Below are 15622 nucleotides of genomic sequence, written 5' to 3' on the forward strand. Positions count from 1 at the left end.
GCGGCGCCGAACGCCCCGCCGGCGCGGGCCCGGGGGCGGGGCGCCGCGCCGGCGGGGGAGGAACGCCTCGCGGGAGCTTCGGGGCTACCGCGACGCGTACCAGCTCAGCGCGTTCCACTGACGGTCGAGCTCGGCGCGCTGCGACGCGTACCACCGCTCGAACCGCTCCGCGCGCCACGGGTTTCGGCGCCACGGTGCCGCGTAGAAGTCGGCGCGGGCCTGATCGAGGCGCGCGTACTCGCCGCGGATCCGGGCGCGCTCCTGCTCGCGCCACGCCTCGCGCCGCTCGTTCCGCTCGTGGCGCCAGCGGTCGTCGCGGTCCCGCCAGCCCTCGCGCCCCTGCCAGGCGCCCCCGTACTGCGCGTACTCCACGGGCGCGGGGACCGCCGCCGCCCGATCCTCGTCGCAGGGCCGGGCGAACACGGCGGTGGGGACGGCGGCGGCGACGGCGGCGGTGACGACGAGGTTCCTGAGCGCGGTCTTCATGGCTTCCTCCGGTGTGGCTTCCCTCCGCCGGAGGGACGCGCCGGCCGCGCCGATATTCAGCGACCCGTCAGCGCCGCGCGGCGGCCGCGGCGGGCAGCCGATCGAGCTTCGCGGCCACGATGAAGTCGTTGTCCGACAGCCCGCCCACCGTGTGCGTCCACAGCGTCACGTCCACCGTGTTCCAGTGGACGGTGAAGTCCGGATGGTGCCCCTCGGCCTCCGCGAGCCCGGCGAGCGCGTTCACGAACCGCATCGCCTCGACGAAGTCCTTGAACCGGTACTGCTTGTGGATCCGCGTGCGCTCCTCGCGCGCCGCCCACCCGTCGAGCGCGCCGAGCGCGGCGTCGACGTCCGCCGCCGGCATCGGCGGGGTCCCCTTCTCGCACGGAAGGCACTTCCGGTCGGCGAAGTCCATGGGCCCGCTCTGGCGCCCGCGCACCCGGGCCGCAAGGCCAAGGCGGGACGGGGCGGCCCGGTCCGGGATCGGACATACTGCCTCCGCATGGAACGGATCTTCTTCGCGCTCGGCGCGATCTCGGCGGCGATCTCGGTCGCGGCAGGCGCCTTCGGTGCGCACGCGCTCAGGACCCGGCTCCCGCCCGACCTGCTCGCGATCTTCGAGACCGGCGCGCGCTACCAGATGTACCACGCGCTCGCCCTCCTCGCGGCCGGCTGGGCGGCGGCGCGGGCGCCCGGAGGCGCGGCGACGTGGGCGGGCTGGCTGTTCGTCGCCGGGACGGTGCTGTTCTCCGGGAGCCTCTACGCGCTCACGCTCACGGGCGTCCGCGCCCTCGGGGCCGTGACGCCGCTCGGCGGCGTCGCCTTCATCGCGGGCTGGATCGCGCTCGCCGGCGCCGCGCTCCGGCTCCGCGGCGCGCCGTAGCGCCGCGTCTCGCGCACCCTCCCGAGCCATGGCAGAGTGCGGCTCGCATGCCGGACACCGCCGCCCGCGCCCGCCGCTTCCCGCCGTCGATCAAGTTCCTCGCCTGGAACGAGGCCGCCGAGCGGTTCTCGTACTACGGGATGGCCTCGATCCTGGTCCTGCACATGGTGCGGAACCTCGGGTTCGCCGAGAACCAGTCGATCGCCGCGTACCAGCTGTTCACGGCGGGCGTCTACCTGACGCCCATCGCGGGCGCGTTCCTCGCCGACCGGTACTGGGGGAGGTACCGGACGATCCTGTGGCTCTCGCTCGGCTACGTCGCCGGGCACGCGGTGCTCGCGCTGTGGGAGAGCGCGGCGGGGCTCGCGGTCGGGCTCGCGCTCATCGCGGTCGGCGCGGGCGGGCTGAAGCCCTGCGCCTCCGCGTTCGCGGGCGACCAGATCCCGCCCGAGGACGAGGGCCTCGTCGCGCGGCTCTACGACCTCTACTACTGGATGATCAACCTGGGCTCGACCGCCTCGACGATCGTGATCCCGCTGCTGCTCGACAAGGTGAGCCCGCGGGTCGCCTTCGGCGTGCCGGGCCTCGCGATGGCGGCGGCCCTCGCGCTCTTCTGGGCGGGCCGCGGGCGCTACGTGCACGTGCCGCCCTCCCACCGCGCAGCGCCCGCGACCGCCGCGGTCGCGCGCGCGATGCCGGGCGCCGATCCCGCGGCCGCGCCCGCCGGCCGCGTCGTCCTGCGGATCCTCGCGGTGTTCGCGCCCATCTCGATCTTCTGGGCGCTCTTCTTCCAGTACGGCTCCTCGTGGACGCTCCAGGCCGAGCGGATGGTCCGGCCGGTCCTGCCGGTCGTGGGGCAGCTCGCGGCGGGCAACGTGCAGACCCTCGACGCCGCGTTCGTCCTGACCCTCATCCCGCTCTTCGCCATCGTGGTGTTCCCCGCGGTGGAGCGGCGCGGCGTCCGGGTCACGCCGCTGCGGAAGATGACCGTCGGGATGTACGTGACCGTGCTCTCGTTCGTCGCGGCCGCGCTCGTCGAGGCCGCCCTCGCCCGCGGCCCGGTCCACGTCGCCTGGCAGATCCCGCAGTACTTCTTCCTCGCCGTGGGCGAGGTCCTCGTCTCGGTCACCGCCCTCGAGTTCGCGTACTCGCAGGCGCCGAGGCACCTCAAGTCGGTGGTGATGGCGTGCTGGTACCTGACGATCTGGGCGGGGACCTTCCTCACCGCCATCGTCGCCTGGGTGAACCGCTTCCAGGGCGTGCCCTACTTCGTCTTCTTCGCGGGGCTGATGGTGATCGCGGCGGTGGTCTTCACCGGCGTGGCGTGGTGGTACCCGGACCAGCGCGCGACCGCCGTCCGCGCCGCCGCCTGACCCGCGGGGAACGAGGCCATGACCGGGCGCGTCCGCTATCCGCCGCAGATCAAGTACATCGTCGGCAACGAGGCCTGCGAGCGCTTCTCGTTCTACGGGATGCGCTCGATCCTCACCATCTACATGCTGCAGTTCCTCGTGTTCGCCGAGCGCGACGCGAAGGCGTACTTCCACTGGTTCGTCATGGCGACGTACCTCACGCCGCTCGTCGGAGGGTGGATCGCCGACCGGTGGTGGGGCCGCTACCGGACGATCCTGTGGATCAGCCTCGGGTACGTCGCCGGTCACGCCGTGCTCGCGATCTGGGAGACGCCGGCGGGCCTGCTCGCCGGCCTCGCGCTCATCGCGGCGGGCGCGGGCGGCATCAAGCCCTGCGTCTCCGCGTTCGTCGGCGACCAGTTCCGGCCGGACCAGCGGACCCTCTTCGATCGCGTGTACGGGTGGTTCTACTGGTCGGTGAACCTCGGCTCCGCCTCGGCGAACGCGCTCGTGCCGTGGCTCCTCTCGCGGCACGGCCCCGCCGTCGCGTTCGCGGTCCCGGGCGTGCTGATGGCGCTCTCGCTCGCGGTCTTCTGGGCGGGGTCGCGCCACTACGTGCGCGCGCCCCCGAGCGGCCCCGATCCGCACGGCTTCCTCCGCGTGGTCGGCCGCGCCGTGCGGCGGCTCGGGACCGGCCGCCCCGGCGCGCACTGGCTCGACGGCGCGGCGGACCGCCACCCGCCGGAGGCGATCGCGGGCGCCCGGGCGGTCGTCCGGATCATCGGGGTGTTCGCGGCCGTCACGCTCTTCTGGGCGCTCTTCGACCAGAAGGCGTCTTCGTGGGTGATCCAGGCGCGGCAGATGGACCTCCTCGTCGGAGGCGTCGAGCTCTCGCCGGCGCAGCTCCAGGCGCTGAACCCCTTCCTCATCATGGCCCTCATCCCGCTGTTCACCTGGGGCGTGTTCCCGCTCCTCGCGCGCCGCGGGATCGTCCTCTCGCCGCTCCGGAAGATGACCGCCGGGATGTTCATCGCGGTGCTCTCGTTCGCCGCGGCCGCCCTGGTCCAGACGCTGGTGGACCGCGCGGCGGCCACGCCGGCCGCCCTCGTCGCCGCGCGGCCGAGCGTCCTCTGGCAGATCCCGCAGTACGTGCTGCTCACGGTGGCCGAGGTGCTCGTCTCCGTCACGGGGCTCGAGTTCAGCTACACCCAGGCGCCGCGGGCGATGCGGAGCACGATCATGTCCATCTGGTTCCTCACGGTCGCGCTCGGGAACCTGCTCACCGCGCTCGTCACGAAGCTCGTCCGGCTCGAGGGCGCCGCGTATTTCTGGTTCTTCGCGGCGCTCATGCTCGCGGCGGCGCTCGCGTTCCGCGGGGTCGCGCGGCGCTACGACCGCGACGACGATCGCCGAGGCGCGCTCGCCGCATAGGAGCGCAGAGGCGCCCACATCGGCGCCTCCGGTCGCCTACGCACGATGGGTGAAGCCTTCACCCCACGTTTGACGTACACTGCAGGTGTCCCCTCGCCGCCCGACGGATGGCGCTCGGGTCCGCGTGCTAGGTTGGCAGCAACCCCGGGTGCCGCGGTGGGCGCCCGAAGTCGCCGGGATCGCATCGTTCGCGGATGGCAACCGACTTGCTGGAGACGATCGTCATGAAGCGAACCGCCCTGCTCGCGCTCGTCTCGCTGTCCCTCCTCGCCGGCTGCGCGTCCTCGGGCGCGACGGGGGACGCGCGCTCCTACTCGGTGGTGCCGAAGGTCCAGGTCACCGAGCGCGTCCCGAAGAAGCGGACGGCGCAGGTGAGCTACCAGGCCCGCCCGGAGGAGTCGCCGCTCTCCGGCTCCGGCGGCTCCGCCCGCTAGGACGGGGGCGCGGCCGCTCCCGCGCCCACGCCCGCCGGCGTCTCGCCGGCCGGCGCCGCCGCCGCGGGGACGCCGTCCACGTAGACCAAGCGCCGGCCGAGCCCCGCGGACACCCGCGGCCCCGGCGTGAGGATCCCCACCAGGTTCAGCGGATCGGCGGCGGAGAGCTCCACGCGCTCCTTGGCCGCGCGCGGCGCCCGCCGCACCGCCCGGAGCGCATCCACCGCCTCCGCGAGCGCGAACTGCTCGCCCGTGAAGCCCGCCACGAAGCGGCCGCCGCGGATCGTCCCGCGGGCCTCCAGGGCCCGGTAGACGCGGACGAGGGCGCGCCAGGGTGGCGCGTCCTCGCGCGCGAGCAGATCCCGGAACACGACGCCGTAGCGCCGCAGGTACTGCTGCGCGAGCCGCTCCACGAGCGGCCCGTCGGGATCGCGCTCCGGGCCCGGCGTGCCGCCGCCGGCGGCCCCCGCCGGCTCCGGCACCGGCCTGAGGAGCGACCAGCGGCCCCCGGCGGCGCCCGGGCGAGCGCGCCGGCCGGCGCTGCGGTCCCAGAGCGCGCGGAGGCCGGCGAACCCGTCGCACGTCGCGAGGCCCGCGCCGACGAGCTCGAGGAGGAGCGGCGCGATGGCATCCGCGGGCCGGCCGCATGCGGCGGCGAGCTCGCCTGCGAAGGAGGCGCCGCGCGCCGAGAGGGCGCCCGCGACGGCCCGGGCGTCGAGGCCGGGGCAGCGCGGCGCGCCGGGCGCGGCCTCGAGGAGCCAGGAGAGGTCCTCGCGGAGGGCCAAGGTGATCGGGAAGGCGCGGGTGGGTGCAGCGCGCCGGCCGCCGTCCGCGGCGGGAGCGGGCTCGGCGCCCCCGGAGGCCGGCGCGAGGCGGCCGAACGCGACCTCGCCGGAGAGGCAGAGCCGGTCGAGCAGGTCGGGCCGGTAGCCCTCGACCCGCGCGGCGAGCAGCTCCGGCTCCCACGCGCCCGCGGCGGCGTGGAACCCCTGCAGCTGGCCGACGACCTCGGCGACGCCGCGCTCGCCGTGGAGCCGCGTCCCGGGGAGCACGTGCTGCCAGCGGAGCAGGAAGCGAAGGAAGCCGGCCGCGGAGACCGGCTCGATCTCGCGCCGGAGCCGGTCGAGCGTGAGCCGGTGGATCCGGGCGAGGACCGTCCGCTCGCACCAGTGCGGCGCGTCGGGCGGGGCGGGGACGCCGGGCAGGAACGCGCCGCGGAGGACGCGGCCGTCGCCCTCGAGCCGGACGAGGGCGAGGGCGACACGGTCCGGGAGCAGCCCGAGCCGCGCGGCGAGGCGTTCCGCGGTGGTCGGCCCGAGCCGCGGGAGCCACCCGCGGGCGACGGCGAGCACCGCGTCGTCGGCGTCGGCAGGGACGCGCTCCGACGGGAGCGGCGCGAGCGGCGGATCGAGGCGGGGCGTGTCGCCGCCCGCGAGCGCCGGCGCGAGCGCGATGGCCAGCCCGGCGCGCTCGGCGGCGACGAGCGCCCCGGCCCCCGGTCCGGCGAGGCGGGCGACGCGCCCGGCGGCCCGGAGCGGCGCGACGAGCGGCTCGAGCCGGGCCGCCTCCGCGGCCGGGAGGAGCCCCACGTCGAGGAGGAGGTCGTGCAGCTCGTCCGGATCGCGCACGTCGGGCGCGAGCTGCGCCTCGACCGTCGCGATCGCCGCGGGGTCGAGCGCGCCGTCGCCCGTCGCCTCGACGGTCGGCAGCGCCCGCCGGAGCGTCACCGCCCGGGCGCGGCGCTCCTCGAGCGGCGCGTCGTCGAGGTAGGCCCACGGCCGCGCGCCGAGGATCTCGTGAGCGAGGGGCGACGGCTCGGGGGTGTCCACCGCGACGAGGCGGATGGCGCCGCTCCGCATGTCGCGGACGAGGGCCCGGAGCGCCGGCGCGTCCATCGCCTCCTCGAGGCAGTCCCGGAGCGCCTCGGCGACGAGCGGGTGATCTGGGACCTCGATCGGCCCGGGCGGCGCGTTGTCCTGGCAGGCGACCTGCGCCGGGAACACCGCCGCGAGGAGATCGTCGCTCCGCATCCGCGCGATGGCGGGGGGCATGCGCCGGCCCTTGAAGAGGCGCGGGATCGCGAGCGCGCGCGTCGCCGCCCACCGCCAGCGGACCTGGAACATCGGCGCCTGGAGCGCCGCCTGCGTGAGGACCTCGTCGATGGTCGCCTCGGAGAGGAGCTCGAAGATCGACTCGAGGGGGAACGCGTGCTGCGGGCCGAGGGACAGGAGCACGCCCTCGTCGGTCGCAGCGGCCTGCAGCTCGAAGTCGAACGTCCGGCAGAAGCGCTTGCGGAGCGCGAGGCCGAAGGCGCGGTTCACCCGCGCGCCGAGCGGCGCGTGGACGACGAGCTGCATCCCGCCCGCCTCGTCGAAGAACCGCTCCGCGACGAGGGTCCGCTGCGTGGGCAGCGCCCCGAGGACGGCGCGCGACGCCGAGAGGTACGCGACCGCCTGGCGCGCGCCGTCCGGCGGCAGCGCGCACGCGCCTGCGAGCCAGGCGGCCGCCCCGCCGGGATCGCCGAGCCGCGGCTCGAGCTCCTCGCGGAGCGCCGCCACCTCCGCCGACAGCGCCGCGCTCCGCCCCGGCGCCTCGCCGTTCCAGAACGGGACCGTCGGCGGCGCGCCGCGCGCGTCCTCGACGCGGACCGTCCCGGGCTCGACGCGGCGGATCCGCCACGAGGTGTTGCCGAGGAGGAAGATGTCGCCCGCGAGGCTCTCGATGGCGAAGTCCTCGTCGAGCTGCCCGACGGTGACGCCCTCGGGCTCGGCGACCACGGCGTACTGGGCGGTGTCCGGGATCGCGCCCGCGCCGGTGAGCGCCGCGAGGCGCGCGCCGCGGCGGCCGCTGACGCGCCCGTTCACCCCGTCCCGGTGGAGGTGCGCGCCGGACCGGCCGACCCGCCCGGCGACGCCCTCCGCGAGCATCTCGATCACGGCGTCGAAGACGCCGCGGGGGAGGGCGCGGTAGGGCCACGCGCGCCGGACGAGCCCGAAGAGCCGATCCTCGTGGATCGGCCCGCAGGACGCCTCCGCGACGAGCTGCTGCGCGAGGACGTCGCGCGGGGCGTCGAGGCTCGCCACGGCCTCGAGCCGCCCGCGGCGGAGGCCGCGGACGAGCGCGGCGCACTCGAGGAGCTCGTCGCGGCTCGTCGGGAAGAGGCGCGCCTTCGGCGTCCCGCCCAGCACGTGGCCGGCGCGGCCCGCGCGCTGGAGGCCGACGTGGAGCGCGCCGGGGCTCCCGAGCTGCACGACGAGGTCCACCGCGCCGACGTCGATGCCGAGCTCGAGGGACGCGGTCGCGACGATGACGCGGAGCGCGCCCGCCTTGAGGCGCTGCTCGGCGTCGAGCCGCCGCTCCCGGGAGAGGCTGCCGTGGTGCGCCGCGACCGCGCCGTCGCCGAGCCGCTCCGCGAGGGCGTGCGCGGCTCTCTCCGCGAGGCGGCGCGTGTTCACGAACACGATCGTGGCGCGGTGCGCCCGGACGAGATCGGCCACGTGGTCGTACGTCTCGGCCCAGAGCGCGCCGGAGGCGATGGCGGAGAGCTCGTCCCTCGGGATCTCGACGGCGAGGTCGAGCGCGCGCCGCCGGCCGACCTCCACGACGGCGCAGCGCGGGACGCCCGCGCGCGACACGCGCTCGGTCCCGACCAGGAAGCGCGCGACCTCCTCGACCGGGTGGACCGTCGCGGAGAGGCCGATCCGCTGCGGGCGCCTCGCCGCGAGCGCCTCGAGGCGCTCGAGCGAGAGCGCGAGGTGCGCGCCGCGCTTGTTCCCGGCGAGCGCGTGGATCTCGTCGACGATCACCGTCCGGACGCCGGCGAGCGCCGCGCGGCCGCGCCCGGTGGTGAGGAGGAGGTAGAGAGACTCCGGCGTGGTGACGAGGAGGTGTGGCGGGCGCCGGAGGAGCGCCTGGCGGCGCGCGGCGGGCGTGTCGCCGGTGCGGACGGCGACGCGGAGCTCCGGGAACGGGTCCCCGGCGCCGGCGGCGGCGCGGAGCTCCTCGAGCGGCCCGCGCAGGTTCTTCTCGATGTCGTTCGAGAGCGCGCGGAGCGGCGAGACGTACAGCACGCGCGTGTCGTCCGGGAGCGGGCCCGCCGCGGCGTCGGACACGAGCCCGTCGATCGCGGAGAGGAACGCCGCGAGCGTCTTCCCCGAGCCCGTCGGCGCGGAGACGAGCACGTCCTTCCCCTCCGCGATCGCCGGCCAGGCGAGCGCCTGCGGCTCCGTCGGCGCGCCGAAGCGGCGCTCGAACCAGCGCGACACGACGGGATGGAAGGCGGGCGTCACCAGGAGCCCTGGGATAACGACCCCCGCGGGGCGACGCTCGCGACCGGTGGGGCTCTTATGATGCGGTGCGGCGCGATCGATTGGAGAATCGACGGATGCTCCTCAAGGAAACCGCCTTCGTCCGCCTCATGACGCTCAAGATCCCGGTGCTGCTCTTCCTCGGGCCGCAAGTGGTCGAGCTCGACGACGAACGGTGCGCGGTGAAGATCCCGCTCGGCTGGCGCTCCCGGAACCACCTCGGCTCGATGTACTTCGGCGCGCTCTGCGCCGGCGCCGATCTCGCGGGCGGCCTCGCCGCCGCGCGGCTCATCTACACGCGTCACCGCCGCGTGAACCTGATCTTCGCCGACCTCAAGGCCGAGTTCCTGAAGCGCGCCGACGGCGACGTGCTCTTCCGGTCGCGGGACGGCGCGCGCGTCGCGGCCGCGGTCCGGGACGCCGACGCGACCGGGGAGCGACTCACCCTGCCGGTCGACATCGTCGCGACCGTCCCGGCGAAGTACGGCGACGACCCCGTCGCGCGGTTCACGCTCGGGCTCTCGCTCAAGCGGAAGAGCGCGCCGGCCGACGTGGTCGAGGCCGGCGCCGGGCGCGTGCGATCGGTGCGGTGAGGGACGGCGAGGCCGTCCACCACCCCGACCCGGGGACCCGCGTCCCGTCCCCCACGCCGCGCCCCTTCCCGCCGGCGGGCGCCTCGTCCATCATCGCCGGGATGCGGCGCGAGACCGTGGCGCTGTACGCCGGGACCATCGCGGCGTACTCGGACATGTACCTCACCCAGCCGGTGCTGCCGGTCATCTCGCGCGAGTTCGGCGTCGGGCCAGCGCGCGCGGGCCTCACCGTCTCGTTCGTCGTCCTCGGCATCGCCGCGGCGTCGACCTTCTACGGCCCGCTCTCCGACGCGCTCGGCCGCCGGCGCGTCATGGCGGGCGCGACCGGGCTCCTCTCGCTCGCGACGCTCGCCTGCGCGTTCGCGCCGTCCTTTCCGGCGCTCCTCGGCCTCCGCGCGCTGCAGGGGGTGCTCGTCCCCGGGATGACGGCCGTGTCCGTCGCGTACGCGGGCGACCGGTTCCGCGCCGCGGACCTGCCGCGCGTGGTCGCCGGGATCATCGCCGCGTCCGTCGTCGGCGGGCTCGTCGGACGGACCGTCTCCGGCGCCATCACGGCGCACCGCGGCTGGCGCGCGTCCTTCGTCGCGTTCGCCGTCCTGACGGCGCTCGCCGCCGTCACGCTCGCGCGCGGCCTCTCCGCGGCGGCGGCGCCGGAGCGCGGCGGGTGGATCGCCGCCTACCGCGGCATGCTCCGGCACCTGCGCGCGCCGCGGCTCGTCGGCGCGTACCTGGTCGGCTGCTGCCTGTTCTTCGGGTGGATCGGGATCTTCACCTATCTGCCGTACCACCTCTCCGGGCCGCCGTGGCACCTCGGCACCGGTGCGGTGTCGGCGGTGTACCTCGTGTACGCCGCGGGCGTGCTCGCGTCGCCCATCGCGGGGCGGCTCGCCGGCCGCATCCCGCCGCCCACCCTCATCGCGGCGGGCCTCGTCGTCGAGGCGCTCGGGATGGCGGCCACGCTCGTCCCCGGGCTGCCCTTCGTGGTGACGGGCCTGGTGGTCCTCGTCCTCGGCACGTTCACGGCCCAGGCGATCGCGCCGGCGTTCGTGAACATGACGGCGCGCGAGGCGAAGGGGGGCGCGAGCGCGCTCTACCTGACCTTCTACTACGTGGGCGGGACGCTCGGCGCCTGGCTCCCGGGGCACGCCTGGCGGGCGGCGGGCTGGAAGGGAGTGGTCGCGGTCTGCGGTGGCGCGGTGCTGCTCGCGCTCGCGGCGGACCTCGGGCTCTGCGCGCGGGGGGAGGGGAGCTGAAGCGCGAGGACGGGCGTCGAAACCCGCCGCCCTGGTCCTCTCGACGTCCTCGGGGTCCGCGTGGCCGGTCAGCCCGATGAGCGCCGCTCCTCGCCGCCCGCACGGCGCGGCCCCGGCTCCGCCGGGACGGCCGTCTCGAGGGGCAGCGTGATCGTGAAGGTCGCGCCCATGCCCAGCCCCGCGCTCGCCGCGCTGACCGAGCCGCCGTGCAGCTCGACGATGCCCTTGACGACGGCGAGGCCCAGGCCGAGCCCGCCCTTGCTTCGATCGAGGGTGTCGTCGGCCTGGGTGAAGGCCTCGAAGACGCGTGGAAGGATCTCGGGCGCGATGCCCTTACCCGTGTCTCGAACCTGCAGGATGGCGTGCCCGCGAGTGGAGTCCGCCTCAACCGACACGGATACGCTCCCGCCCCGCGGGGTGAACTTGGCCGCGTTCTGGAGAAGGTTGCCGATCACCTGCGCCAGCCGCGTCCGGTCGCCGTTCACCCAGACCTGGGCCGGGGGCGGCAGCAGCTCGAACCGGACGTCGCCGGCGATGAACGCGGCGCGGTGATCCTCCGCCGTGCGCTGTGCGAGCTCGCTCAGGTCGAGCCGTTCGCACCTCAGCTCGACCTTGCCACGGGAGATGCGGGTCACGTCGAGCAGATCGTCGATGAGGCGGGTCAGGTGCCCCACCTGGCGTTCGATGATCGCCCGCGCCCGGAGCGCCTGCTCGCCGCCCGGATCCACGCGGCCGAGGATGTAGAGGCCGTTGAGGATGGGCGCGAGCGGGTTGCGCAGCTCATGGGAGAGGATGGCCAGGAACTGGCTCTTCAGTCGGTCCGACTCGCGCAGCGCCTCCTCGGCGCGCCTCAGCTCCGTGATGTCCGCCGACACGCCGCAGACGGCGAACGGAATGCCGGCCTCCGAGAACAGCGGCACCTTGACCGACATGTAGCTTCGGAGCTCGCCGCGCACGAGCACCTCCTCCAGGCGCTCGAGCGGCTCGCGCGATCGGAGGACTTCCAGGTCGTTGTTCCGCAGCGCCTGCGCGATCTCCCGCGGGAAGACGTCGAAGTCGGTCTTGTCCGACAGGTTGGCGTCGGTGACGCCGAACAGCTCGGTGTACATGCGGTTCACGAGCATGTAGCGCCCGTCGACGCCCTTGACGTAGATGACGGCCCGGGTCGCGTCGAGGATGCTCCGGAGGAGTGAGGTGCTCTTCCGGAGCGCCTCCTCCACCCGGTCGCGCTCGCGCGCCTGCCGGCTGAGCGACGCCTGGAACCGGGCCGCGTCGATGACGGCTGCCACGTGAGCGCACGCGAAGGTCGCGGCCATGAGGGCCTCGCTGGAGGGGATCCCTGGCGGGAGGTCGAGCGCGAGCACCCCGTGCGTACGCGCCTGGAAGACCAGGGGGAGCAGGCAGACCCCGCCGGAAGCCGCCGGTCCGGGAACGCCCTCATGCGTCGCTGCGGCGGCCGCCGCGCGGACGATGAGGGCGGGATCCAGGGAGGGGACGGCACCCAGCGATTCGGGGGTCGCGGGGTGACAGAGCACCCGGTCGTCATCGGCGCTCGCGACGATCTCGAGGTCGTCGCCGACCCGGACCAGCCATGCCCGCCGCGCGCCGAGCCAGCGGGGCACGCACTCCATGAGCCGCTCGATCGCGCGTGGTTCGTCGGTCGTGGACGCGACCACCTCCGCCTCGTGCTGCGTCGGCGCCGCGGCGCCGCCGTGACGGGCGGTCCGCGTCGAGGCTCCCCAGCCGATCCACGCCTCCTGGGCGCGGGTGCGGTACGCGTCCGCCTGCCCCCAGCGACCGATGCGTGCGCACATCCGGCTCGCTCGGTCGGCGGCGAGCCCTGCTTCGTGGAGATAGCCGGACGACCGGGCGCCCTCGACCGCGGCATCGAACGCCTCCACGGCCTCCGACGTGTCGCCGCGCAGGTCGGCGGCCAGGGCGCGGAGGAGCGAGCGCTTGTGTGCGAAGGTCGGCGGGACGAGCTCGGCGCAGTCCGTCATCTCGGCCTGGGTGTGGCGGATCCGATCCAGGGCGTCCGCGCGTTCCGTCAGGCCGGCATGGACGCCATCCCAGGCGCAGACGGCCGCGTAGAAGCGGCCGAACGCGACGTGGGGAAGCCCGTGCCCGCCCTTCGCGTGGCGCGCCAGGCGGGTGGACGCCTCGGCTGCTGCGGCAGGATCCACGAGGACGGCGGCGAGCAGGAGCTTGCCCACCGCGAGGTAGAGCGCGCCATAGTGATCATCCTGCGCGTCGTAGTCTCTCCAGCAAGAGGCCTCGTCGCTGAAGTCGCCGGTGATGCGGGCCTGCCCGGTGTCGCGCGTCCGGAGAAGCTCGACCACCTGCCGATCCCGCGAGAGGTAGTTTTGCGCCAGCCGTTGCCCGAGCTCCCCGAGGGTGTGGCGCCACGCGTCGAGGCGCCTGGCCACCTCGTCGAGCGGCGTGCCGGAGAGGAGGGCGAAGAAGCAGCTCTTGAGCGCGCTGTAGCCGGCGTAGTCGAACGCCCCGTGCTCGAGGCCGAGCCGCGCGTTTTCCAGGAGCGGAGCCACGGCGTCGCGCAGCGGTCCGGTCCACGCGGACGTCATGCCGTGCACGATGTCCAGGGTGCGCGCGAGGATCGCGCCGTCCGAGACGCGCTTGGCGGCCTCCAGCGCGCTCGCGCGGATCCGGATGCCCCGGCGGACCGTCTCGGGCGAGGCGCAGTCCAGTGCGCCGAGATACGCGAGGGCCAGGGCCGTGACATCGGAGAAGCCGTGCCGGGCCGAGAGGTCGAGCTCGAGGGCGACGAGCATCCGCAGCAGGTGGGGCCGCGCGGTGTAGGCCGCCGCGTTGCCGAGCCCGAGCAGCCGGAGCAGCGCGACCATGGACGGGTCGTCGACGCGATTCGCCTTCGCGAGCCACTCCGGCGTCATGGTCGCCAGGGCGAGGTCTATCCTCCGCGACGCGGCGGCGATGTCGTCGGCGCGGGGGTCGCTGGGCAGCGAGAGGCCGAACCTGCGGGCGCCTTCGCAGACCAGATCGAATGCGGCCGGCACGTCACCCGAGCCCGTGAGCGCGACGACGAGGACCTCCTGCATCGGGAGCTCGTCGATGAAGCTTCGCGCGCGCTCCTTCACGCGCTGCGCGAGGCGGCGGAAGTCCTCGGCCGCCCCGACGGCGAACGCCGCGCACGCCGCCTCGGTGTGGAGCTCGAGGGTGAGCTCGTAGGCGGCGCTCCAGCCTGCCTCTCCCAGGATCGCGCAGCCGCGGGAGGCGTACTCGTGAGCAGCGCGCTCGGCGGCGGCGCGCCGGGCGCGACGGGCGCAGACCAGGTCGACCCGGGCCGCGAGGATGCGCTCGTCCTCCGGCAGCCGGTCCGGTCCGGCGAGGTGAATGTGATACGCGGCGTCGAACGCGACGGCTGCATCGCCGCCCACCACCCGTCCGCCCAGGATCCGGCCGAGACGCGCGTGGAGCGATGGGCGTTTCGAGGGCGGCACCAGCTGGAGCGCCGTCTGCTGCAGCTGGTCGTGGCGGAAGCGATAGGCGGCCGCGCCGTTCCCCTCCTCCCGAACCAGCACGGCGTCGCACACCGCCTGCTCGAGGAGCGATCGGACGGAGGACTCATCCCGGTCCAGAACCGCGGCGAGCGTCGCGGAATCGATGTGCGAACCCATCATCGCGCCGGCGGCGAGCAGCGCCTGCTGGTCCCGGTCGAGGTCCGTCAGACGCCGCAGCAGCAGCCCGGAGATGTCTTCGTCCCCAGGTGAGCTCGGCCGGGTCGGAGGCGGGCCCGGCGCGGACTCCCGCCGGAGGACCTCGGTGACGAACAGCGGGTTACCGCCGGTCCTCGCGAACAGCGCCTGCGCCGCCGCCGGGGTCGGCGCCGCGCGCCGGGCGAGCTCGATCATCGCGCCGACGTCGCCCGTCGACAGGGCAGGCAGCTCGAGGCGGATCAGCAGAGGGGCGGTCCCGGTCAACGGGCGGAAGACCCGCGACGTGTGCGCGAGAGCGTCTTCTTCCTCGGTGCGGTGGGTCAGCAGGAAGCCGATCCGCGGGAGGCCGGAATCGTTGCATATCTGGACGATGAGGCCGAGCGTCGCCGCGTCCGCCCACTGCAGGTCGTCGAGGAAGAGGAGGCAGGCCCTACCGGCGTCCGTCATGGCGTGGAGGAGGGCGAGAATCGCGAACTGAAAGCGGTTGCGGTCCTCCTGGATGCCGACGGGAGGCGGCGCCGACAGGTCCCCGAGGAACAGAGCGAGCTCCGGGAGCAGCCCGCCGAGGACCGGCGCCGAGGCCCCCAGCCGCTGCCGCAGGTCGCGCCGCACCTGCTCGAACTCGCGAGGCTCCAGGACGGAGGCGCGGCGCAGCCAACCCCGAAGGGCCTCTATGAGAGCGGCATAGGGGATGTCGCGAACGACTTGGTCGAACTTGCCCGCAGCGACGACCGCCCCTCGTGACTCCAGGGCGGGCGCGAGATGCTCGACGAAGGCGGTCTTCCCGCCGCCCGTGGGCGCGAGGATCAGGACCGCCCGGCAGCCCTCGCCCGACAGGACGGGCGCAAGCGCGTCGAGGAGGCGCCTCGACTCTTCCTGACGTCCCACGAAGGGGACGTATGCTCCTTGAAGACCTCCGAACACGCGACCCCCACTTCTGCTCGGCCGCGACAGAGTCTCCACCACGTCCCCCTGGAAATACAACGAGCCGGCGGTGCTGAACGATTCCTTACCCGATGTGAACGTGTGAACCACGAGAGGCACGCAGCCAGGCGGCGCTCGCGCGTCAAGAGGCGACGGGACGTCGAGCTGAGGGCGAGGCACGCCACCGGCCGCTCGCCTGAGAGCGCCACGAACTTCGGGTTCCACGCGCCGAGCGACACGCGGTCGACATGAGCCTGCCTCTCCGGC

General features: G+C 74.8%; 10 protein-coding genes. 6 read left to right on the plus strand and 4 right to left on the minus strand.

The genetic code is table 11. The features are described from left to right. Positions 1 to 84 precede the first annotated feature (84 nt). Positions 85 to 486, minus strand: coding sequence for a hypothetical protein (locus tag AMOR_RS14995; RefSeq protein WP_248352361.1), 402 nt, complete (start codon positions 484 to 486; stop codon positions 85 to 87). Positions 487 to 553: 67 nt separating this feature from the next. Continuing rightward, positions 554 to 901 (minus strand): 4a-hydroxytetrahydrobiopterin dehydratase, encoded by a 348-nt coding sequence (locus AMOR_RS15000; protein ID WP_248352362.1) that lies wholly within the window; start codon positions 899 to 901, stop codon positions 554 to 556. 87 nt (positions 902 to 988) lie between these two features. Here AMOR_RS15000 and AMOR_RS15005 point away from each other — a divergent pair, with 87 nt between their 5' ends. From AMOR_RS15005 to AMOR_RS15020, 4 genes are all read left to right on the plus strand, one after another. After that, positions 989 to 1369, plus strand: a complete 381-nt coding sequence (locus AMOR_RS15005; RefSeq protein ID WP_248352363.1) for a DUF423 domain-containing protein — start codon at positions 989 to 991, stop codon at positions 1367 to 1369. A 47-nt stretch (positions 1370 to 1416) separates the two neighbouring features. Then, on the plus strand, positions 1417 to 2742 hold the full coding sequence (locus tag AMOR_RS15010; protein WP_248352364.1) for a POT-type proton-dependent oligopeptide transporter: 1326 nt from the start codon (positions 1417 to 1419) through the stop codon (positions 2740 to 2742). 18 nt (positions 2743 to 2760) lie between these two features. Then, positions 2761 to 4152, plus strand: coding sequence for a POT family MFS transporter (locus tag AMOR_RS15015; protein WP_248352365.1), 1392 nt, complete (start codon positions 2761 to 2763; stop codon positions 4150 to 4152). A gap of 194 nt (positions 4153 to 4346) precedes the next feature. After that, on the plus strand, positions 4347 to 4586 hold the full coding sequence (locus tag AMOR_RS15020) for a hypothetical protein (RefSeq protein ID WP_248352366.1): 240 nt from the start codon (positions 4347 to 4349) through the stop codon (positions 4584 to 4586). On the opposite strand, the gene AMOR_RS15025 is transcribed toward AMOR_RS15020, so the two are convergent. Next, on the minus strand, positions 4583 to 8875 hold the full coding sequence (locus AMOR_RS15025; RefSeq protein ID WP_248352367.1) for a DEAD/DEAH box helicase: 4293 nt from the start codon (positions 8873 to 8875) through the stop codon (positions 4583 to 4585). The two genes, AMOR_RS15020 and AMOR_RS15025, sit on opposite strands and share 4 nt — an antisense overlap. A 95-nt stretch (positions 8876 to 8970) precedes the next feature. Here AMOR_RS15025 and AMOR_RS15030 point away from each other — a divergent pair, with 95 nt between their 5' ends. Beyond that, on the plus strand, positions 8971 to 9486 hold the full coding sequence (locus AMOR_RS15030) for a DUF4442 domain-containing protein (protein ID WP_248352368.1): 516 nt from the start codon (positions 8971 to 8973) through the stop codon (positions 9484 to 9486). A 101-nt stretch (positions 9487 to 9587) separates the two neighbouring features. Next, on the plus strand, positions 9588 to 10739 hold the full coding sequence (locus tag AMOR_RS15035; RefSeq protein ID WP_248352369.1) for an MFS transporter: 1152 nt from the start codon (positions 9588 to 9590) through the stop codon (positions 10737 to 10739). Between the two features lie 68 nt (positions 10740 to 10807). Here the strand turns inward: AMOR_RS15035 and AMOR_RS15040 are convergent, their stop codons facing one another. Further along, positions 10808 to 15319 carry an ATP-binding protein gene (locus tag AMOR_RS15040; RefSeq protein WP_248352370.1) on the minus strand — a complete coding sequence of 1504 codons (4512 nt, stop codon included), beginning with the start codon at positions 15317 to 15319 and terminating at the stop codon, positions 10808 to 10810. Positions 15320 to 15622 lie beyond the last annotated feature (303 nt).

Origin of the sequence: Anaeromyxobacter oryzae, from assembly GCF_023169945.1 — a bacterium.
Taxonomy (GTDB): domain Bacteria; phylum Myxococcota; class Myxococcia; order Myxococcales; family Anaeromyxobacteraceae; genus Anaeromyxobacter; species Anaeromyxobacter oryzae.

What these genes read in the sequence shown, in the direction of transcription:
- AMOR_RS15000 (WP_248352362.1), bottom strand. Translation starts at nt 901, where the DNA reads ATGGACTTCGCCGACCGGAAGTGCCTTCCGTGCGAGAAGGGGACCCCG.
- AMOR_RS15035 (WP_248352369.1), top strand. Translation starts at nt 9,588, where the DNA reads ATGCGGCGCGAGACCGTGGCGCTGTACGCCGGGACCATCGCGGCGTAC.
- AMOR_RS15030 (WP_248352368.1), top strand. Translation starts at nt 8,971, where the DNA reads ATGCTCCTCAAGGAAACCGCCTTCGTCCGCCTCATGACGCTCAAGATC.
- AMOR_RS14995 (WP_248352361.1), bottom strand. Translation starts at nt 486, where the DNA reads ATGAAGACCGCGCTCAGGAACCTCGTCGTCACCGCCGCCGTCGCCGCC.
- AMOR_RS15010 (WP_248352364.1), top strand. Translation starts at nt 1,417, where the DNA reads ATGCCGGACACCGCCGCCCGCGCCCGCCGCTTCCCGCCGTCGATCAAG.
- AMOR_RS15005 (WP_248352363.1), top strand. Translation starts at nt 989, where the DNA reads ATGGAACGGATCTTCTTCGCGCTCGGCGCGATCTCGGCGGCGATCTCG.
- AMOR_RS15015 (WP_248352365.1), top strand. Translation starts at nt 2,761, where the DNA reads ATGACCGGGCGCGTCCGCTATCCGCCGCAGATCAAGTACATCGTCGGC.
- AMOR_RS15020 (WP_248352366.1), top strand. Translation starts at nt 4,347, where the DNA reads ATGGCAACCGACTTGCTGGAGACGATCGTCATGAAGCGAACCGCCCTG.